The following is a 19566-nucleotide window of genomic DNA, read 5'->3' as shown; positions in this document are numbered from 1 at the left end:
AATAAATAAGGCCAACCCCTATCTTTAGAAGCAAGATCCATATATAGAAAATACAAGGCATCCAACTATGAAGTTCACCAATGCGCGAAATATCCAAATCATAGCTTTTCTGCTGTTGGCGCTAGTAGTTACACAGGCACTCTTTACCATGCTGTATGTTGCAGAGATTAACCCCTCACGGCAACTTTTCTGGGGGCTGGAGGGCTTGCTGTTTACCATTCTTTCAGCTTTTGCTGGAGCGGCCATGGTGCAGACTAAAAACCACTATGTAGGGTGGTCCGCTATTGCATTCAGCTCTGTATTCAATGTGGTGCAAGTTAGCATTGGCGCCACTATGTTTATGCCATTTCGGGAGGTCGCTAGCCAATTAGAGGCGCTTGGAGCTGCAGCGGGGGCCGTTGTGGCTTTTTCATTTATGATCTATTACGCGGCGAAATTTTTGCTGGGCTTTGCTGCTCTTATTTTTGGAGTTGCCAAAATGAATGGGAGCTCCAAAGTGCTGGGAGGTTTAACTGCCTCAGTTGGCGTTATTGCAATGTTTGCTAATGCTATTTCGATTACGTTTGGACGTGATTCCTATTTACCTTCTTCCGCTGCCGGAGCATCGGGTGTTCTTGCAACCTTACTCTTGGCGATTTGTCTTTTGACTATTGCCCGCGAGGACTGATATACGAAATTCAATCTAACAATCAAGTCGGGCGTGACTTCACAACAGATTGCTCGGCCGCCCATTTAAGACTTATAGAAAGAGACCTTTATAGTGGATGAACTAATATATAGCAAAGAAGAGATCCTGTCGGTTCTTAGAGATATCAATGAATTCGTGGTCTCACTGAATCAAATGAATAAAGTACACCACGAGTTTGGTGAAGAGGCGTGGAAGGATGAAATTATTGATTATTTTCAGAGTGCAAGGGTAAGTGATAGGCTAGCGCAAGTACGCTCGATGCTTTCAAAACCGTTTCCGAGTGAGATTGGACCCGATGATATGGATGAGCTGGAGAGGGAAATGCAGGGGGTACAGTATTGGACTTTTAAGGAGTACCTGGCAAAGAAAAATGGCAAGGCGTAGCGTAGGGCGTTTAGCAATGCATTCGTTTACACTCCCCCGACAAAGAACAACTCACCCCACTTTCCAGAAACCGCTTATCGAAAGCGTTAAATTTCGGTAAGGTGATCGGTTATTAATATTTAAGAAAATCGTTTCCAGCCTATCATAGGCTTTCTTAAGGAGCCATCTACAAAAAAGAGGGACATGCTCGTAATGATATTCTCAAGTAGCATCGTTACACTTTACAAGACTAGTCAACGCCACCTACTATGAGGGTTGGATCTCCATTCTTGGGCTTCGAAGGCTTAAATTAAAAACTTGCCTCTTCACGGGATCCAAAGTCATGGCGTTAAGCAATATGAATAAAATTCGAAGAAAAGTCCTAACCAAAATTACTTTAATTATTTTCCTAACAGGTATAGTTTTCTATATGTCAATTGTATTCAGGTCAAATAAACCTATAGATTACGCAAGGAAAAATCAATTTAGAGTTGTGCCAATAGATAACTTATTGGTAGATAAGCCAAAATTATTTGGGCGAGATGAATTGCCAGTCTTTATTTATATTTCCTCTGCTACAGGTGATCCTGTGCTATTGGAAACTTCTGTTAAATATGATGACTCCGAGTACTATAGATTGATCAGATACAGACCAGGAGTTTATTCAAATGGGAATAAATATGCCTTCGTTGAGGAGGGTAAAGGTGGTTGGTTTTCTTTGGACGGAACAATGGTTTCAAATCCTGGCTGGTACACGGGTAGGATAAAACCAGTGAGCTATGAAGTAAGAATGGGCAATTTATATTTCGTAAGGTAAATGCTTACCAAACAAAGGCACTCGACATCAAAAGTACCACTTCGAACCTCTCCACTATTCAATTGTTACACACCCATCTGTAACTTTGCCTTACCACCCTTTCTTTCTGTAAAGTAATGGTTATTTATCATACGAGGGTTATCAGTGCGAAAGGAATTCTCTAAGGCTTGGCGAAGTCCGAGTCATTGCGGCATAGAGCTTTTTCACGCCTACTTCCATAAGTTTTCCTTTGCCAAGCATTGGCATGATGAACTCGCTATTGGAATCTTCCTTTCTGGCGTAGAAAAGCTCGATTATCGCGGTGAAATAGTGACTATTCCTCAGGGAACCCTTGCTGCGCTTAATCCAGGCGAGATTCATACCGGTTTTTCCGGAAGTGACTCCGGCTGGTACTACCGTATGTTTTACTTTGACACGGCGCTTATTGAGGAAACCCTCAGGGAACACACTCTGCTGAATCAAACACCCGTACCATTTTTGAAAGGGCCACTATTGGATGATCCTGAGCTTTTTCAGCTCCTTTACAAGCTACATAGCAGTCTTGAAATGAACGCCTTATCCCTTTCAACAGACTCACTACTCACCCTAGCAATTAGCCAGCTCTTTGCCCGTCACGGCGACCAAAAGATCTACCCGAAGTCATCGTCTAACAAACAGGAAGCCTTGAAGGTCCGTGCTTATTTACAGGAAAACTGGCAAAGAAATGTGACACTGGATGAGTTGTGCCAATTAACTGGCATGAGTCGATATCAGCTAATTCGTAGTTTTAATGCCCAGTTTGGCGTTCCTCCACATCAATTCCTAATCCTCCTAAAAATCCAAAAGGCCCGAGCATTATTTCGTACGGGTACCCAAGTGGCTGAAGTGGCTATCGACTGCGGATTTTTTGATCAGAGCCACTTGAGTCGAAACTTCAAGCGTGCATTCGGTATCACACCTGCTCGTTACTTAAAGTCTGCACAGCGCAATTTCGTACAAGAACCTTCCTTCTACTCCCTCTAAGCTCACCTATCTCAGGGAAAACAAAGCGCACCGTTAAACCGTGTGAGCTACTTCTCATAGCGATATTTCTTCTATGACATGAGTAATATATATGAGCTTAGAGTTTCTATTAGCCTGGTTGGCAGTAATGTTCCCACTGATTTTTAGCCCGGGACCTGCCAATATCACCTTTGCTGCAGCCGGAGCCAGCTTGGGTATTCGTCGTTCCTTACCTTTACTGGCAGGCATAGACATTGTATTTCTAATGAAGGCCTTATTGGTTGGCTTCGGATTTATGAGCTGGCTAATTCACTACCCTATGGTAATGACCATCTTACAGTGGACTGGTGCCATCTACTTAATTTACCTTGCTTACGTTTTTATAAAGCCTAATAAAGAGCCTGGAAAAACTGCCACCAAATCGGTAAGTATTTGGCAGGGAATGCTAATTCAAAGTATGAATATTAAAGCTTGGATGATAGTAATTACTATGTTCTCTGTGTTCGCACCAAAGCAAGAGGAGAGCAATGAAAGCAGTATTATCACCTTGATTATTATGATCACCATACTCAACTTTGTGACACATTTCTCATGGATCGCTTTTGGTCGGACCTTATCGAAAGCACTTATCAGTGATAAAAATAAAAATCTGCAAAACAAGTTTTTTGCATTCAGTCTGCTTCTTGTCGCTGTGTGGTTAATTGCTGATAACCCCACCGCTATTAGCCTAAATGCTGTATGACTTGGAACCTTAGCTCAAAGGTTTAATTTATGAATCAAGCGGCCACTGGTAGTCCCCTGTACCAACAAGGAGAAAAGGACCACGCCAAATACCATAGATTGAATTGTCCACCAATAGGGCAATTCAACTGGAAGAGAAAGCACCAAAGCGACCGCAATAACCCCTCGCAGCCCGCCCCAACTCATTAACAGACGCCAGGATTTCGGTATCGGGGGGCCAACAAAGCGTGTCAGAGGTGCCACTAAGAATACAGATAATGCTCTAGCTCCTAAAGCAGCCGCTGTAGCAATAAACATTGCCAGCCATTGGTGGGTAAACATCTCAAAAGTTATCACCAATCCCATAATCACAAAAATAATGCCGGTAAAAAACAGTCCCATCCACTCCCAAGTTGGACCCGCATTAATCAAATAGGTGTTATTTTGCTTGCTTAAGCACGCTCGAGCAACAATTGCACATATCATTACCGAAATGATACCTGATACATGAAAGATACTTTCCGCCAAATAGAAACTACCAAATGCAGCGATTACTAAAGTCATTAAAGCCGCACTGGGAGATCGCAAAAACAATATGACAAGAGTGGTTATCAAGCCAAAAACAAGCCCAATTGCAACGCCACCAAAAAATACCATGCAAAAATATAGTGTCACTGAAGTGGCGTCCAACGAAGGGGCTGCAGCCCCCATCGACGAGCTTTCAACGATACCATAGGTAGCTAGCCCTAATACTAACGAATAGAGCACTACAGCTGCAGCATCATTGAAGAGGCTCTCTCCATCCACCAAGGTTAAGAGATCTTCTCCTGTTTTTTCCTGACGCAACTTATTAACTACAGAAACCGGGTCTGTAGCCGCTAAAATAGCCCCGGTCAACATGGCCGCCACCCAAGGAAAACCCTCAGGATGACCAATGCCGTAATAAGTAATTGCTGCAATAAGAACTGCACAAATAACTAAACCAAGTGTAGAGAATAACAGTACAGGTCCAATCCAGCGCTTTAAGACTTTGGGTTCCAGCTGCCAGGCGGACTCAAAAATTAATACCGGTAAAATAACAAAGAATACCAGCTCTCTGATACTGGTTGCACGCAAACCTGTATCATAGTCAATTATGGGAAGTAGCAAAGCCGCCAGCACTCCTGCGACAAGGCAGCCAAGTGTATTATCTATACGTAATATTCTGGCGATAGCTAATCCGATAACAGCAGCAACAGCCAGGTATAACCCTTGCCCTACAACGGTGACTATGTCATTCACCAAGCCACTCCCTCTGCCAATATAACCAAGAGTTAAACACCTTAACTCTTAGCCTCAAAAATGATAAAAAACTCATCGAAAACAACCAACTGTTATCGAAGTAGTCAATCTATTCATATAAAACTCTATATTGTACTGAACACCCTTTTGCCCATTTATTGGTTCACGGTATCCAAAAGTTAACATTACTCTTTGGTATATCATGTTTGCTACCACCAACATTGGGTAACCGCTGCGTATTTGCACCAAATTTCTGAACTCGACCTTCAAGCATCGAAGCTCCTTGACAAGGGCCATATATCGCCTATAAGACTAACGGTAACACATGAAGGCGATGCAGGTTCTCTGGATGGTAAATTGACAGCGAAATTCATTACCTCCTTTACGTGATTTTCAATGTAGGAATGTATTACATATCTAGCTTGTATATTAACAGTAGGTATCCACTGATATTAAGGATTCCAGGCCAGCCTATTTAGATTTAACCACTGCATTTTTGTCTCTCCTGGCAGGCCATTTGTTTCAGTATAGGCGCCAAATGCAGTTACTTTAACCAGTCACTCATAAAGTTCTCACACATTATTTGACAAACAACCCTTTCCCAACTTTTGCAATCCGGCATATCAAAAAGATGTTTATCTAGATGCCACTGGAACCCCTTCTTGTCAATTAGTCATCGGCAACTCCGGGTCTAGTGATCAGAAAAAGGCTTTATTATGCTACTTAGAAACTAAAACCGTCTTTCATAGTCATCCATCTCAAGATATACGCTCGCCGTCCAGAATGAATCGAGCGGAGTAAACTCGCCATTGAGCCTACAGTGGCATCGAAATGTACTTGACCAGCGTCTCCCCTCTTCCCGAGAAAAGTCCTTATGACCCGCCAATCATTACTGAGCAGCTACAAACTAAAACAAGCCAACCAACCCACCAATAATTATTGACAAACAAAACTACTAAACAGGCATAAATTTTTAATTAAAAACTCATTTTATTAAGTAGACTTTTAATTTACAGCCACACAACAAAAAATTAGAAAATATTATATCAAGACCTCATATACACTTTTGCTCACGGCCTAGCAGGAAGCACACTTTATTTAATTGAAGTTAGACTACGCAATCTAACAAATTAAATAGCTAGAAAAGTACCGCGTCCTTTATTGACCAACTCAGAAATCGCGACTTTTAAACCTAACTGAGATAAAATAGAGCCAGTTACTTACTATAAAAAATTAAGAGCACTATCTCTGCGAGACAAGAGTACGTATGATCTCCATAAATCGATCTGCGTAATTAACGGCACTTTTATGGCTAAGTAATGGCTCACAGTAACCAAAAATAAAACTGGAATTACGATTGGTTGTATATGATATTATTGTTAAGGGACTCAAACCATTTGTCTGTGTAACCATTCCTTTTTCAACTTCAAATATTTTCATTTTCCCACCCAACTTATCCAGGCTACCTAAATTTGATACACAAATTCCTGCCATAAAGGACTCATTTGCAAAAGTGGTTTTGCAGCCATATTCTCTATGTCGGAAACCTTATAGACGGATTCTAATTTCTTAGCTAGTGGAGTCTTTTTAGATAGAGCAGAGAGCACCTGAAACTGAAAATCTTCTGCAAGGTCTAAAAAATCATTCAAGGCAGCTCCCTTGAGAACCTTCAAACAAGTGGTATGTGAAAATGAGCCCACGTGTTCAATGGAAATAGGGGGATCACAAAGCCCCCTAACATCCATAGCTAAAACAATCTCCGTTTCTTTTTTGAGGCCAGGTAGCATCTCTGCAGCAATAGAGGCAATTGCACAAAGCATCGAAGTAATTCTTATATTCCTAGGCTTACCAATTTTTGCCAATGACCGAATAATATCTGGATTTAATAAGCGAGCTATCGCATTAGCTCTTCGCTCACCTACAGGTGCAGGTGTCTCTACAAGTCGATTATAAGAATTCTCTTCTCCCCCATGAAAAATATGTTTCTCCCCTACATATCCTGCATCCTTCAATCTACTTACTATACTTTCCTGCAGTGGTAAAGATTCGACCTTTGCTTCCATATAGTTCTCAAGCAGCAGCCTATCTAATTCCAGATATATAGTCATGATAGAGCGGCCATCCATCACGGCATGGATATTATTAAATACCACCCACTCTACCAACCCCTTGTCATTTGTGAAAATCGTAAGGCTATATGTATACTTCTCACTATCCAAATAGTTCTCCGCTTGACGGGCATATTCCAACTCAAAATTTAAAGGGTTATTTAGCTGGAGAATTTTAATAGGAATGTCTGAAAATTTCACATCACATACCCATTTGTAATGGGCATTCTTTACAACCCTCGCCCGCAATAGAGGATGGTGCTGATGAAGCACAGCAAACCCCTTACATAGTGACTCGGGGGTAAGAGGTTCACATACCTTAGTGAAGGTAATTAATTGCAATCCGCCTTTGGACTGCCTGGTCAATTCAACGTAAAGCGCTTCTTGCCGCCCTAATTCACGAGAAAGCACTCTTGAATTCATACTAAAAAATGTCACCTTATAGCGCGTATAATCACTTAGTATAGGCAACATTATTTAGTAATTTGTGTATTAGAAAGCTGAAGAGCAGCCTCTACTAGAAAACTTGATCCCAATTGATTTACCAAGGAAACAGTATATGGTTATATATACGATATGCAGCTTCATGGCGCCCTCAGCAGAGAACCAAATCATCATATTTACATCTTATCTTTTGACACAAAAGTAAAACGACAGCCTTCGGATTAGAAATATCGGGTAAGAATTATCGCTAATTTCGCAGCGACAGAACTTCAGAAACACTATTCCATAGTGTTTTATTTTTAATTTTGTGATTTTTCCAATTGATTACTCTGAATTTCTAATGAGTTAAAATATTCATGCATCAACTTAAAGAGCGAATATTAAGACTAAAACTTAATAAAGCTATATTAGCAAACATATCGATGATAATTTACTCTTCTACATAACAATCAAGCTTTCTGTGACGCAGCAATAGGTACGAACGCCCCACGGTCTTTCTTGCACAGCTGAGATCAAGCTCACATTTCTCTACTGACATCAGTAGAAAAAGGGATTAAGCTCAATTCCAATATAAAGAACATTAAGAGCACGAGAGTTATAAAACTAATTAAGTATTAGCGGCAAACGTCAGCTAGTACGCTTTCGCAAAGTCCCAGCAGTTTGACTTCATACTTAAAAAGCAAGGAGATGAGCATGAAAGACAAGCTTCAAATTCAAAAAGTAGTAGATGAACTTTACAGCGGTATTTCCGGACCTGCAGGTTTTCAGCGAGACTGGGAAAGACAGGCATCATTATTTTCCCCTGATGCAAAAATGATACGCACATTTGCGGATAGCAATGGCAAGCCCCAGTCTACAATCCTCAGCGTCCAAGAATATCCAGAAAATTTTGAAAATCTAATTGCAGATCGCCCTTTCTATGAAGCTGAAATACACAACATTATCGAGCAATTTGGAAATATTGCTCATGTCTTCAGTGTTTATGAAGCCTGGAGCGATAAGGAGAAAACCCAATTCCTAAAAAGAGGGATAAATAGTATCCAGCTATTGAACGATGGCGAATCCTGGAAGGTAGTGCATATGATTTGGGATGACGAACGGCCCGGGCTGACAATGGAATCGAAATATAACCCTGCAGTCACTGCCTAAACAGCATTTAAGAGCACAATTAGACCCTAAGAGGCATTGCCTCTTAGGGAAACCAAACCCAGACTTATTTTCCTCTCCAGGTAAATCCGCGAAGGCTTGCAATCCTTCAAAATTAAGGCGTAAACTGTACATTAATACAGTTATCGCTAAAAAAATGTCAGATCATCCTTCCACTAAAGTGCCATCCCCATGCAAGGGTCGAGGAACCGCCTCTAACCTCCCTGGGCGCTTTGCTGAACTATCCAGCTCCCGTGAAACTGATGGCTGGCAAATGGAGCCTGATCAGCCGGTGAGACTAATAACCTCATCCATTGAGGAAAAGGCGAAAACTATTATCTCGACTAATCAATCTCCAGATATCCCTTTCTCCCAATCGATAAACCCCTACAGGGGATGTGAGCATGGTTGCATCTATTGTTATGCCCGCCCAGCTCATGCCTATATGGATTTATCACCAGGGCTCGATTTCGAGACCAAGATTTTCTACAAGCCGAATGCTGCTGAGCTTTTAGAGAAAGCGCTACGAAAGAAGAGCTACCAGTGCAGTCCCATCGCTCTGGGAGCCAATACCGATCCCTATCAACCTCTGGAACGAGAGAAAGAGATAACCCGTAGTTTGTTGGAGCTTATGCAGGAGTTTCGCCAGCCGGTAACCATTGTCACCAAAAGCCAGCTAATCTTGCGAGACCTCCCACTGCTGGCAGAAATGGCACAAGATAACTTGGCCCAAGTCGCCATTAGCGTGACCACGCTAGATAATGCCCTTAAGCGTAAGCTTGAGCCAAGGACCGCTGGCCCTACTGCTCGTCTGCGAACAATTGAACAGCTGAGTACAGCGGGCATTCCTACCGCAGTACTCGCTGCGCCTATGATCCCCGCTCTCAATGACTGTGAGCTGGAGTCGATTCTTGCAGCTGCACGGGAATCAGGGGCTGTAAGAGCCGCATATATCCTATTGCGCCTCCCCTATGAAGTTGCCCCTCTATTTCGGGAATGGTTAGAGGTACACTACCCAGAAAGAGCAAAGCATGTCATGAGCCTGGTGCAGCAAAGCCGTGCAGGTAAGGACTATCAAAGTGAATTTTCCCAAAGGCGAACTGGCACAGGCATATTTGCTCAACTACTCCAAAGACGCTTTCAAGTGGCAATGAAAAAGCTGGGCTTGGATCATCGGCGCCTTACCTTGGATTGCTCCCAGTTCAAGCCGCCGCCTCGCACTAATGAGCAGCAGGATTTATTCTCTTGAATCTATGGGCTATATAAAAAAGAAGGAAGAGCTGGGCGTGAATTGGTTTCTCTATCTTGTTCGAACGGCCAGAGGAACACTCTATACCGGTATAACCAATGATTTGGAGAGGCGTTTTGCTGAGCACTGTAGTGATGGCCCAAAGACGGCAAAAGCACTACGAGGTAAGGGGCCCCTTACGCTCGTGTTCTCTGTGGGGCTACCCGATAAATCAACCGCCTTGAAAATGGAGATAGCCATTAAGAAGTGGCCAAAATCAAAAAAGGAAAAACTAATACTTGGCTCTCATTCCCTGCCAGAAATTTAACTTGCAGAGAAAGCCATTATCATTTTGGCGTTAACAACCATGCCTCTTCTCTTGCAGGAACCTTGCCTTTAAGTCCACCAACAACGTCTCTTGTCGCTAATACTTGTAGGCTATAATCGGCATCATAATATTCGTAAATCAAACGGCTCCCAACAGAAAAAGGTGGGCCAGGCATCTGAGTTTGTTCATACTCGAAGGATACGAGGAGTTGAGGTGCGACTTGGGTAATAGCCATTAAGTGTCTGACATATTGCTCACGAATATCTGTGGGGAGGGCTACCAGTGCAGCCCGATCATAAATCGCTACAACCGGCCCCAACTCCTCTCTACCCAAATCGAATATATTGCCAACAAAAATATCGATGTTGGCACCAGAGTAGCACTTCAGATTACCAACCTGGCTTACCTGTGGGATTACTGCCATTTCACTGAAGAGCTGCTTCACGGCCTCCTCATTGAGTTCACAGCCAACGACTGAGATATTCTGTTCTAATAACCAAGCAATATCTTTCGTTTTGCCACATAGCGGCAAGAAAATCCGATCACCCGGAGACAGAGAGAGACTGGAAAAAAATTCTGTCAACAACGAATTGCCGGCCGCCTCGTGAAAGCCAATATCATTTCTTTTCCACTTATCGTGCCAAAATTCTTCCTTCACAACTGGCTCCTACAATCCAAGGTAAAAAAATAGATAAGAAACGAATTACATCAATGAAGAAGTGTTCTGTAGTATTCCATTTCGATACTACTTTCAGACTCATAGGGTTCAGTAAACGCCAAAGCCGTAACAAATATCATTGCTGTAGATAGCAATATACGTTTTAACATTGAACTACACCTCTATTCAATCTTACTGAACCCCTTACAACCCTTTCCCTCAAGCACTCAGATTAATCTTTCAACAAGTCCTTACTGCTCGTTGCTGACGCGGCCATAAAATATCAATCAGGCCGGCAAATGCTGCACCGATAGATACCGTTGCAATCAGTTGAAAATAGGCATCCAAGGTAATGTCCAACTGCGCAAGAAACGCAATAATGATACCAATGGCATAGCTGGTGACATTCCGAATACCGGTCACCATTCCCATTGCCCATACACTGATAATCGAGAAGAGAAGTGCAATCGGCCCAACCAGGATGCTTGGGTCAATTTGCCATTTATGTGCCGCTGTTTGAGCGCCCAACCCCAACCCCAGCCCGGTCACCACACATGCGAGATTGTAGGCACCTGCCCGCCAATCACGCCCTCTGGAGTAATAGGCAATAACACCCAACACCGCTACCCATATTGGCATTCCGCCCAGATAACCGACGAGTGCCGCAACAATGAGAATTGCAAGGATTGGTGACTTCAGTAACTGGGGGGACAAGCTTTTACGCTTGGTTAAAACACTGGGCCACTTCATGATTTCCACTCCTTCGAGGACACCCTGATAAGAGGTAAGATTCCTTGCCTAAAACGTAAAACCCGCCAACACTCTGAAAGGATCTATCAGAACCATTCCTTGATATGAAGCTATTTTCAGGTAGTTCCCACTCTGGGGGATAGAAAACTTCTTCCGTATTCTTGCCCAATCTTGCAATCAGCAGGCAGTAGCACGAAGCAGACAAAACAGACTCACCCGCCGGCCAAATGCAAAAAAGTTGAAATGCATAAATTCGACTGATCAAGGCTACTCAAGCGACCTCGTATTCAGGCCGGCAGAGTGTGGGAGCTGCATTCTATTAGATTCTCAAAGGAGTTTTGTCACAGCCCATTACAAGCGTTACCAGGGAATTTCTGTCCCGTCATAGTTATAAAATCGACCCGTTTTTGCTGGCGTTACTGATAAAAGCAGCTTTTTTAGTCCGCCGACACTTTCCTCAGCAGAAATCAGTGCTCCGGGGCCGCCCATAGCCGTTTTTACCCACCCCGGATGCAAAGCGAGAACCGTGATTCCTCTCGGCTCTAAATCGATAGATAAGCTTTTGACGACCTGGTTTACGGCTGTCTTTGAAGTTCGGTAGATATATCCCCCGCCAGAGCGATTATCAGCGATACTCCCAACCTTGCTGCTCATCACCGCGATTAGCTTGTGCTCGCTGGCCGCAACATTGTCACAAAAAGTTTCTGCCATCATATAGGGGGCGATAGTGTTGGACTCTAAAACTCGACGCCACTCTGCGCGGTCAACAGCGCCAAATCCCACGCCCTTCGGCCCGTAGTAACCTGCATTGTTGAGCAATATGTCTATCGGCTCTCCTTGAAAGGCCTTACCTAGAGAGATCATCTGTTCGTAGTCGGTCACATCCAAGCCAATCAACTGTATCGAGGCGTAGCGCTCTTGCAACATCGCGAGCTCAGCGGCTTTCTTCGGTTCCCGGCAACAAGCCAGGACCTTCCAGCCAATTTCGGCAAACTGGGCACACAACTCAAGCCCAATTCCGCGATTGCAGCCAGTAATTAAAATCGTGCCGGACATTGGCGCTCCTTAAATGGTATTCTTGCAGGAAAGCGATCATAGCAACTGTATAGCAATGTATTACACTCTCAGCGACATACTGTGGCTTTCCCTGTTCTTTGTGGTTCTTTGGTATATCTGGGCCAGTATGGCCGCTAAAGAGCACGTCCGGCGAGCCGCTTCTGATCACTGCCGACAGCTCGGTGTCCAACTGTTAGACGACACCGTGCTTTTGGTTCGTACTCGAATCAAAAAGGATAAGAGGGGGTTTTTCAGCCTTCACCGCAGTTACAAGTTTGAGTTTACTTCTACAGGCGAACATCGCTATTCAGGCACTGCTGTACTTCACGGGAATCGCATCCAACAGCTACAGCTTGCCCCCCACCACGTAAGTTAGAGGTACCCATGCAACGCGGCCTATATCGTCACTACAAAGGAAACCTGTACGAGGTTTTACATACCGCAAAACATAGCGAATCCGAAGAGGTTATGGTGGTGTACCGAGCCCTTTATGGAAGCTATGGCGTCTGGGTGCGACCAAAAGACATGTTTAATGAAACAGTTTCTAAAAACGGCGTTAAATCTCCACGCTTTGAATTAGTCCAGGCATTTGACATAGCTGCCTGACCTGCCTGAAATGTCATTAATTTTGGAGGGGCCATGCCTCCTCCAAAGTCACTTTATCTGTCTATTATTTTTTCCAATAAGATAAGTAACTTTCTTCAGTTATATCTGCACCCAATCCAACTCAATCTTTTGTCTAACTTGCTGGTACTCAGGTGTACTATCAGCTTACAACTGACCCCGAAAGCCCCCAGCGTTTATTAATCGAATTACTTATAATTTTGATTTGGAATAATCTTGCGCCAACTATTCGTTGGATCTTTCAGCCTTTGAAATAAGCTCTTTCATACTATTCTTCCCGCCTGGTCAAGATTTCATTATTGCGACATAAATCGGTCAAGTCCGTGCAATAATCGATTTGTAACTTGTCGGCATGCGAGGCTTACCGATGAATCTAAAGAGTTTTGATGTGTCCATAGTGCTGTATATGGTTGAGCGGGCATCACGCCCCAGCTCTCGCCGGCGCTATCTGTGGCTATCTAAATCTGGGGATGGGTGGGCAGCCGGGGCACTTTTATTCACCTATGTATGGCTCAATTCAGCCATTCAACTGCTGTACTTGGCATGTACCGCAGTTGCCTTGGAACGCGGATTGTACTGGGGGATAAAAAACACGACTCGACGACTTCGCCCGCCCCAAGCAATCCCGGGCATGCGTCCCGTAATTGTGGCGCACGATCGTTTCAGCTTACCGTCGGGCCACACCTCATGCGCCTTCCTATTTATAACCGCGATGTCTATACAGGTAAGCCCCATGTGGAGCTTCGGTTATATCTGGGCCACCGGGGTCGGAGCCGCCAGGGTTGGCCTGGGAGTTCATTTCCCGTCTGATATTTGTGCCGGCGCTATTTTGGGGACCAGTGTCAGTTTAATTGTGAGTGCTGCCTTTATATGAAGATACTTTACGGCGTTCAATCCACGGGTAATGGGCATATTAGTCGCTCCCGTGCGCTGGCTAAGCAATTCGAAAAGTATCCAAATCTCGAGGTCCAGTGGTTATTTTCAGGCCGTCCAAGAGAAAGCTTATTTGAGATGTCTTCTTTTGGAGACTATTGGTGGCGGGAGGGAATGACTTTTATCCACAGTCATGGCCGCTTAAATAGTTTCGCAACACTACGAAACATCAATGCAGTAAGATTCATCAAGGATATAAGAACACTGCCGGTTAATAATTTTGATTTAATTATCAGTGACTATGAACCTGTTACGGCATGGGCAGCGAAATTTAAGAAAAAACGCAGTATCGGTATCGGCCATCAATACGCCTTTGAATTCCCGATCCCTGCACCTCGCAATAAGTGGGCATCCCGAACAGTACTAAAATCATTTGCCCCAACACAAGAGAGTATCGGTTTGCATTGGCACCACTTCGGCAACCCAATACTACCGCCAATCGTCCCTCAGAAACCTGAACTCTCCCAGGAGTTGGGTGAACATATTCTAGTTTACTTGCCTTTCGAACAGCCTATTCCGATGCTGGACGAACTTTCCAGGCTGCCCTATCGGTTTATCGTCTACGGTATACCCCACAATTTACCTACCTTTAGTAATATTCAAGTTAAGGCCCCCTCAATTAATGGCTTTCAGAAGGATCTGGCAACCTCTAAAGCAGTAATCTGCAATAGCGGATTTGAATTATTGGCTGAAACCCTGGCTCTGGGAAAACCCATTCTCAGCAGGCCTCTCGCCAATCAATTTGAGCAGGAAGCCAATGCCAAAGCTCTCGATCAGCTCAAACTGGCCACAATCGTAAAACAGATAAATGCCTATACGATCGACAAGTGGCTAACCAACTGCCCCCCTCCACTTCGGATAGTTTGGCCTGATGTGGCTCAATCACTGGGCAACTGGATTGCTTCCGGGTGCCGACAAAGCCCAGCTGAACTATCCTCCCAGCTGTGGCGCAAGGTGGTACCAAAGCCCGTTGCAGACGCAGCACCAGTATTTCAAAGAATATCCGAGTAAAAGCACTCTAATAATCGCCAAGTCTATTCATAGAATCAGTCATTGCCCAGTGCACCCTCTCCACGTTTACATATACACTTGAATCGTAGTGTTCCAGCATAAAAATATTCAATGGAAAACTACCTGGAAATTAAACGGATTACCCAAAAAGAATAATGTAAGAGGTAAACATGGCCCATCAGCTGCTCAACGAGCGTGAAATCGATTTTTTGCTTTACGAATTTTTAGATACCGAGGCCCTAATCAATCGCCCTCGGTACAGTGAGCATTCCCGTGAAATTTTTGATGCAACACTGAATACTGCACACACCATTGCAGAAAAATTTTTCGCCAATCACAACGCCAAAGGCGATGAGATTGAACCGAGCTTTGATGGTGAAAACGTCAGCGTTATCGAAGAAACCAAACAGTCCTGGGATGCTTTTGCCTCTGCAGGATTTCTCGCCGCTCACTGTGATGCAGAGGAAGGCGGACTGCAATTGCCAGAAGTTATTCTGCGCACAGCGCTCGCTTATATGGCCGCAGCAAACGTTGCCAGTGCTAGCTACCCGTTCTTGACCATTGGCGCGGCCAATCTGGTACGCACTTTTGCCAGTGAGTCGCTTAAAAAGCAATTCCTTCCACAAATGTTGGACGGACGTTTTGCCGGGACTATGGCACTAACTGAACCGGATCAGGGCTCCGCGCTGTCAGACATTCGCACTAGCGCCCTACCAGAAGAAGACGGCAGCTACCGCATTCATGGGCAGAAAATGTATATTTCTGGTGGCGATCAAAACCTCACTGAGAATATCGTTCACCTGGTTCTGGCAAAAATTAAAGGCGCACCCGCAGGTGTGAAGGGAATATCGCTTTTTCTGGTTCCCAAATTCCTTCTGGACGAGCAGGGGAAACCGGCAAAACGCAATGATGTAAAACTCGCAGGCCTGCTACATAAAATGGGCTACCGCAATACCACATCAACGGTATTGAGCTTTGGTGAGGACAGTGGAGCTGTAGGCTACCTGATCGGTGAACCCCACCAGGGCCTGAAGTATATGTTCCAAATGATGAATGAAGCCCGTATCAGTGTGGGAGCTGGCGCTTCTGTACTTGGATACCAGGGGTACACTTACTCTCTTGAGTACGCCAAGGGCCGCCCACAAGGACGTATGCCCTCTAACCGAGATCCTGAATCCAAACAGGTCCCTATCGTCCAGCATGCCGATGTTCGCCGTATGCTACTGATGCAAAAAGCCTATGCTGAAGGTGGCTTAAGCTTGAGTATTTATGCCACCTCACTTTACGAAGATGAGCATACAGCCCCTACAGAAGAGCAGCGCAACAATGCTGCAACACTGCTCGATCTGCTAACTCCCGTAGTAAAATCCTGGCCTTCCAAGTACTGCCTAAAAGCTAATGAGTTGGCGATTCAGGTTTTGGGGGGAGCGGGTTATATTCGTGAATACCCGGTAGAGCAGTTGTATCGAGACAATCGCCTTAACGCAATTCACGAAGGTACAGAAGGCATCCATGCCCTGGATTTACTGGCCCGGAAAGTACCGTCAAAAAATCTTGCTGGCTACCAACTGTTACAGGCAGAGGTCCGCAATACGATTATGCAGGCCAGGGATAAACCTAAGCTCGAATCTATGGCCAAAATGCTGGAAGAAGCCCTGGAAAAGTTGGATGAGACAAGTTTTGCATTATTCTCCCAGCTTCAGGAAGATGTGGATCGCGGCCTGGGTAATGCCACCCTATACCTGGATTTATTTGGCTGTACAGTAGTCGCCTGGTTGTGGCTACAGCAGGCAGTTATCGCAGAAAAAGCACTGGAAAAGAATCCTAATAGTGAAGCTCAGGATTTTTACCAGGGTAAATTACACACTGCGAAATACTATTTTGAATGGGAGCTGCCAAAAACAGAGACAGCTATCGCACTGCTGAAATCAGGCAATAGCGTTCCTTTCGACATGCAGGAAAATTGGTTCTAGTTAAACGACCTGTCGAGCAAAACGGAAATTACAGTTGTACCGTAATTTCCGTACCTCCCTGAGGAAGAGGGGCCGCATTTATTTGCCCTTCATAGCTCTCAACAATATCCACTACCACGGCAAGTCCAATACCCTGCCCAGGTTGCTGTTCATCGGCGCGAACGCCCCGCTGGGTAACCGCTTGCCATTTCTCACTGTCCAGCCCTGGGCCATTGTCTTTAACCCGAATAGACAGTTTGCGAGTATCTTCCATATTCTCAACGGCAACCGATAATTTCCCGTCACCATATTTATAAGCGTTATCCAGCAGGTTACCCAGGACTTCCATCAAGTCACCTTCGTCACCATAAAACAGGGTGTTTTCAGCACAGGAACTTTCGACATCACACGGCTTACTGCGATACACCTTTTCAAGCGCATCCAGTATTTTATGGAGCAGTGGCGCGACCGGTGTCCCCCGTATAATGGATTTCGGCGAACTGGTTACTGCCCGCTGCAGTTGATAACTGATAATACTGTCCATCCGCTGTACCTGATCCGTTAGCGTCTTGCCGGCGGTTGTTGAATCTCCAGAAAATTTGAGACCTTTCAATACCGCTAATGGCGTCTTCAGGCTGTGGGCCAGGTCAGCTAAGGTATGCCGGGTTTTTTCTCTCTGGCGGCGCTCATTTTCAATCAACAGATTTAAGTTATCTGTCAGTGGGCGTAGCTCCCGAGGAAAATTACCCTCCAATCGATCAGCACCCCCACGTTGCATTTCCTGAAGCGCATTAGCCAGGGCTGTCAGCGGGGCAAACCCCCAGCGCAGAACCAACCACTGTGCAAGGATTAATAACAATGCTCCCAACCCCAACCAGTGCCACATGGTTGAGCGAAACTGCCCCACTTGAGCCTGTAGCGGGGCCGCATCCTCGAGCACTGCAAAGGTAAACAAATTTTCATCTTCCAGCCCCCAGGCAACCCCTTGGCGGAAACTGCTATAACTTCCCTCTTCTCCCGGAACCGATACCTGCGAATAGGACTCCTGCCCCTGGGAAAGCGGATAGAACTCCAGCTGCGGCATTGCCAGGGCTGACTCCGAACGCCAGATAATCTCACCCTCCCGGTCAATAACAGCTCCCACCAAGCCGGAATCAGGCTGGTTGAAGCGTTGCTCGGGCAAACTCGGGGGCAGAATCAGGGTTTTACCTTCCGGCTCAGCAACCGCCAGCAGGGTGTAAATGTAGACCTGCAGCTCCCGCTGCTTGGCTTCATTCAGGGAGGTGCGATAGGCGTGCTCGAGGACTCCAGAGATAAGAAGAATAAAGCCGACCAGCACAAGACTGGTAACCAGGGCCAGACGCCCCTTTAAGGAACCCAGAATATAGGAAAGCAGGGGGAAATTGATGGATCTCACTGCGGAATCACAAAGCGATAGCCGCGCCCGCGCAAAGTCTCGATAGGCTTAAGCTTGGCTGCCGCATCAATTTTTTTCCGCAGGCGTCCAATAAACACCTCTATCACATTGCTGTCCCGGTCACAGTCCTGTTCATAGATATGTTCTGTCAGGGTGGTTTTTGACACTACCTCATCCGGATGTAGCATCAGGTATTCAAGTACTTTGTACTCAAACGAAGTCAGGTCCAATTCAACTTCATCCACACTAACCCGTTGCGCACTGGTATCCAGAACGATAGGTCCGGCTTTAATCGTCGGCGATGAGAAACCTGCGGAACGGCGCACCAGGGCATTCAACCGTGCGAGCAGTTCTTCAGTATGGAAGGGTTTTACCAGGTAATCGTCCCCGCCAGCTTCCAGGCCGGAGACCCTTTCCTGCCAGTGTCCCCGAGCCGTTAAAATCAGAATAGGAAAATGCTTCTCTTCACGGCGCAGTGTTTCAATAACCTGGATACCATCAATTTTGGGTAAACCCAGGTCCATTACTGCAACGTCGTAGGGATATTCCCTTCCCAGATAAAGTGCCTCTTCTCCATCGGGGGCTTCGTCAACGGTGTACCCGGCCGTGCGCAGGGACTCTGCCAGCTGCTGCCGCAGTAATGCTTCATCTTCAACTAATAGTGCGCGCATAGTAATTACCTTATTGCGGCTCGCAATTATTCTGCTAGCGGGATATACGGCCGCTCTGTTTATCAACAAACACCACATAAACCTGGCTTTTGGCCGACAGTCCTTTCACCCGATACACGGCTCGCCCCTGTTTCTTGGTCTCAGAAATGGCGAGAATTTTTCCACCAAAGCGTTGTTTTACGATTGAAGCAGCCCGATCTCTTGAGATTTCTCCCCCTTGAACACGAAGAAAGTGGGGCTGGAAACTCTCCCGCTCATAAGCGGGGTAGCTGTGTACCGTGGCACTGCAGAGCGCCGGCAAAAACACAGCGGTAAAAGCAATAAAGCCAAGTAAGGTACGATTCAGTTTCACGGTGCGGCTCCTGTGGATATCCAATTTTCCACCCTTTA

General features: G+C 45.3%; 21 protein-coding genes. 13 read left to right on the top strand and 8 right to left on the bottom strand.

Annotated elements, in window-relative coordinates:
• The first annotated feature begins 67 nt into the window (after nucleotides 1–67).
• The 5 genes from ACJJI4_RS04775 to ACJJI4_RS04755 all read left to right on the top strand — a co-directional run bounded on the left by ACJJI4_RS04775 (nucleotide 68) and on the right by ACJJI4_RS04755 (nucleotide 3591).
• A complete protein-coding gene (locus tag ACJJI4_RS04775) occupies nucleotides 68–667 on the top strand; it encodes a thiamine biosynthesis protein ThiC (protein ID WP_444927259.1) in 600 nt (199 codons plus the stop codon).
• Nucleotides 668–760: 93 nt separating this feature from the next.
• Nucleotides 761–1072 carry a hypothetical protein gene (locus tag ACJJI4_RS04770; RefSeq protein WP_444927258.1) on the top strand — a complete coding sequence of 104 codons (312 nt, stop codon included), beginning with the start codon at nucleotides 761–763 and terminating at the stop codon, nucleotides 1070–1072.
• Nucleotides 1073–1409: 337 nt separating this feature from the next.
• Complete coding sequence (locus ACJJI4_RS04765; RefSeq protein WP_444927257.1) at nucleotides 1410–1868, top strand: hypothetical protein; 459 nt, start codon at nucleotides 1410–1412, stop codon at nucleotides 1866–1868.
• A gap of 144 nt (nucleotides 1869–2012) precedes the next feature.
• Complete coding sequence (locus ACJJI4_RS04760; protein ID WP_444927256.1) at nucleotides 2013–2870, top strand: AraC family ligand binding domain-containing protein; 858 nt, start codon at nucleotides 2013–2015, stop codon at nucleotides 2868–2870.
• A gap of 91 nt (nucleotides 2871–2961) precedes the next feature.
• Nucleotides 2962–3591, top strand: a complete 630-nt coding sequence (locus ACJJI4_RS04755; RefSeq protein WP_444927255.1) for a LysE family translocator — start codon at nucleotides 2962–2964, stop codon at nucleotides 3589–3591.
• A gap of 14 nt (nucleotides 3592–3605) precedes the next feature.
• Here ACJJI4_RS04755 and ACJJI4_RS04750 read toward each other — a convergent pair whose 3' ends face one another.
• Nucleotides 3606–4850 (bottom strand): cation:proton antiporter, encoded by a 1245-nt coding sequence (locus ACJJI4_RS04750; protein ID WP_444927254.1) that lies wholly within the window; start codon nucleotides 4848–4850, stop codon nucleotides 3606–3608.
• 1466 nt (nucleotides 4851–6316) lie between these two features.
• Nucleotides 6317–7381, bottom strand: coding sequence for a hypothetical protein (locus tag ACJJI4_RS04745; protein ID WP_444927253.1), 1065 nt, complete (start codon nucleotides 7379–7381; stop codon nucleotides 6317–6319).
• Between the two features lie 714 nt (nucleotides 7382–8095).
• Between ACJJI4_RS04745 and ACJJI4_RS04740 the strand changes: the two genes are divergently transcribed.
• From ACJJI4_RS04740 to ACJJI4_RS04730, 3 genes are all read left to right on the top strand, one after another.
• Nucleotides 8096–8551 (top strand): Cif family virulence factor, encoded by a 456-nt coding sequence (locus ACJJI4_RS04740; protein WP_444927252.1) that lies wholly within the window; start codon nucleotides 8096–8098, stop codon nucleotides 8549–8551.
• 154 nt (nucleotides 8552–8705) lie between these two features.
• Nucleotides 8706–9797: a PA0069 family radical SAM protein gene (locus ACJJI4_RS04735; RefSeq protein ID WP_444927251.1), complete on the top strand. Its 1092-nt coding sequence runs from the start codon at nucleotides 8706–8708 to the stop codon at nucleotides 9795–9797.
• Nucleotides 9772–10104, top strand: coding sequence for a GIY-YIG nuclease family protein (locus tag ACJJI4_RS04730; RefSeq protein ID WP_444916552.1), 333 nt, complete (start codon nucleotides 9772–9774; stop codon nucleotides 10102–10104). Before ACJJI4_RS04735 ends, ACJJI4_RS04730 begins: the two co-directional genes overlap by 26 nt.
• Before the next feature lie 19 nt (nucleotides 10105–10123).
• Here the strand turns inward: ACJJI4_RS04730 and tmpT are convergent, their stop codons facing one another.
• From tmpT to ACJJI4_RS04715, 3 genes are all read right to left on the bottom strand, one after another.
• Nucleotides 10124–10762, bottom strand: a complete 639-nt coding sequence (gene tmpT / locus ACJJI4_RS04725; RefSeq protein WP_413664982.1) for a thiopurine S-methyltransferase — start codon at nucleotides 10760–10762, stop codon at nucleotides 10124–10126.
• A gap of 240 nt (nucleotides 10763–11002) precedes the next feature.
• Nucleotides 11003–11512 (bottom strand): DUF1097 family protein, encoded by a 510-nt coding sequence (locus ACJJI4_RS04720; protein WP_413664981.1) that lies wholly within the window; start codon nucleotides 11510–11512, stop codon nucleotides 11003–11005.
• Nucleotides 11513–11872: 360 nt separating this feature from the next.
• Entirely contained in the window at nucleotides 11873–12568 is a 696-nt protein-coding gene (locus tag ACJJI4_RS04715; protein WP_444927250.1) for an SDR family oxidoreductase, read from the bottom strand.
• Between the two features lie 13 nt (nucleotides 12569–12581).
• Between ACJJI4_RS04715 and ACJJI4_RS04710 the strand changes: the two genes are divergently transcribed.
• The 5 genes from ACJJI4_RS04710 to ACJJI4_RS04690 all read left to right on the top strand — a co-directional run bounded on the left by ACJJI4_RS04710 (nucleotide 12582) and on the right by ACJJI4_RS04690 (nucleotide 17109).
• Nucleotides 12582–12944, top strand: a complete 363-nt coding sequence (locus ACJJI4_RS04710; protein ID WP_444898052.1) for a DUF3301 domain-containing protein — start codon at nucleotides 12582–12584, stop codon at nucleotides 12942–12944.
• An 8-nt stretch (nucleotides 12945–12952) separates the two neighbouring features.
• The gene (locus tag ACJJI4_RS04705; protein ID WP_444927249.1) at nucleotides 12953–13174 is read left to right on the top strand and encodes a DUF1653 domain-containing protein; all 222 of its coding nucleotides are present in this window, start codon (nucleotides 12953–12955) and stop codon (nucleotides 13172–13174) included.
• Between the two features lie 385 nt (nucleotides 13175–13559).
• Nucleotides 13560–14066: a phosphatase PAP2 family protein gene (locus ACJJI4_RS04700; protein ID WP_444898054.1), complete on the top strand. Its 507-nt coding sequence runs from the start codon at nucleotides 13560–13562 to the stop codon at nucleotides 14064–14066.
• The gene (locus tag ACJJI4_RS04695) at nucleotides 14063–15136 is read left to right on the top strand and encodes an MJ1255/VC2487 family glycosyltransferase (protein ID WP_444927248.1); all 1074 of its coding nucleotides are present in this window, start codon (nucleotides 14063–14065) and stop codon (nucleotides 15134–15136) included. Before ACJJI4_RS04700 ends, ACJJI4_RS04695 begins: the two co-directional genes overlap by 4 nt.
• A gap of 170 nt (nucleotides 15137–15306) precedes the next feature.
• Nucleotides 15307–17109 carry an acyl-CoA dehydrogenase gene (locus ACJJI4_RS04690; protein ID WP_444927247.1) on the top strand — a complete coding sequence of 601 codons (1803 nt, stop codon included), beginning with the start codon at nucleotides 15307–15309 and terminating at the stop codon, nucleotides 17107–17109.
• Nucleotides 17110–17137: 28 nt separating this feature from the next.
• Here the strand turns inward: ACJJI4_RS04690 and ACJJI4_RS04685 are convergent, their stop codons facing one another.
• From ACJJI4_RS04685 to ACJJI4_RS04675, 3 genes are read right to left on the bottom strand one after another with little or no spacing between them, the layout of a single operon-like run.
• Nucleotides 17138–18505 carry an ATP-binding protein gene (locus ACJJI4_RS04685; RefSeq protein WP_444927246.1) on the bottom strand — a complete coding sequence of 456 codons (1368 nt, stop codon included), beginning with the start codon at nucleotides 18503–18505 and terminating at the stop codon, nucleotides 17138–17140.
• Nucleotides 18502–19176: a response regulator transcription factor gene (locus tag ACJJI4_RS04680; RefSeq protein WP_282931897.1), complete on the bottom strand. Its 675-nt coding sequence runs from the start codon at nucleotides 19174–19176 to the stop codon at nucleotides 18502–18504. The genes ACJJI4_RS04685 and ACJJI4_RS04680 overlap by 4 nt, the downstream gene beginning before the upstream one ends.
• Before the next feature lie 34 nt (nucleotides 19177–19210).
• Nucleotides 19211–19528 (bottom strand): PepSY domain-containing protein, encoded by a 318-nt coding sequence (locus ACJJI4_RS04675; RefSeq protein WP_282931896.1) that lies wholly within the window; start codon nucleotides 19526–19528, stop codon nucleotides 19211–19213.
• Nucleotides 19529–19566: the final 38 nt, after the last annotated feature.

It is taken from the genome of Microbulbifer maximicatervae (SeqCode) (genome assembly GCF_052467305.1).
Note: the sequence above shows the minus strand (reverse complement) of the source record. Positions and strands in the feature narration are given on the sequence as shown.

Coding starts and splice junctions, on each gene's coding strand:
- ACJJI4_RS04775 (WP_444927259.1), top strand. CDS start 68: ATGAAGTTCACCAATGCGCGAAATATCCAAATCATAGCTTTTCTGCTG.
- ACJJI4_RS04765 (WP_444927257.1), top strand. CDS start 1,410: ATGAATAAAATTCGAAGAAAAGTCCTAACCAAAATTACTTTAATTATT.
- ACJJI4_RS04755 (WP_444927255.1), top strand. CDS start 2,962: ATGAGCTTAGAGTTTCTATTAGCCTGGTTGGCAGTAATGTTCCCACTG.
- ACJJI4_RS04745 (WP_444927253.1), bottom strand. CDS start 7,381: ATGAATTCAAGAGTGCTTTCTCGTGAATTAGGGCGGCAAGAAGCGCTT.
- ACJJI4_RS04740 (WP_444927252.1), top strand. CDS start 8,096: ATGAAAGACAAGCTTCAAATTCAAAAAGTAGTAGATGAACTTTACAGC.
- ACJJI4_RS04735 (WP_444927251.1), top strand. CDS start 8,706: ATGTCAGATCATCCTTCCACTAAAGTGCCATCCCCATGCAAGGGTCGA.
- ACJJI4_RS04730 (WP_444916552.1), top strand. CDS start 9,772: ATGAGCAGCAGGATTTATTCTCTTGAATCTATGGGCTATATAAAAAAG.
- ACJJI4_RS04720 (WP_413664981.1), bottom strand. CDS start 11,512: ATGAAGTGGCCCAGTGTTTTAACCAAGCGTAAAAGCTTGTCCCCCCAG.
- ACJJI4_RS04715 (WP_444927250.1), bottom strand. CDS start 12,568: ATGTCCGGCACGATTTTAATTACTGGCTGCAATCGCGGAATTGGGCTT.
- ACJJI4_RS04710 (WP_444898052.1), top strand. CDS start 12,582: ATGGTATTCTTGCAGGAAAGCGATCATAGCAACTGTATAGCAATGTAT.
- ACJJI4_RS04705 (WP_444927249.1), top strand. CDS start 12,953: ATGCAACGCGGCCTATATCGTCACTACAAAGGAAACCTGTACGAGGTT.
- ACJJI4_RS04700 (WP_444898054.1), top strand. CDS start 13,560: ATGAATCTAAAGAGTTTTGATGTGTCCATAGTGCTGTATATGGTTGAG.
- ACJJI4_RS04695 (WP_444927248.1), top strand. CDS start 14,063: ATGAAGATACTTTACGGCGTTCAATCCACGGGTAATGGGCATATTAGT.
- ACJJI4_RS04690 (WP_444927247.1), top strand. CDS start 15,307: ATGGCCCATCAGCTGCTCAACGAGCGTGAAATCGATTTTTTGCTTTAC.
- ACJJI4_RS04680 (WP_282931897.1), bottom strand. CDS start 19,176: ATGCGCGCACTATTAGTTGAAGATGAAGCATTACTGCGGCAGCAGCTG.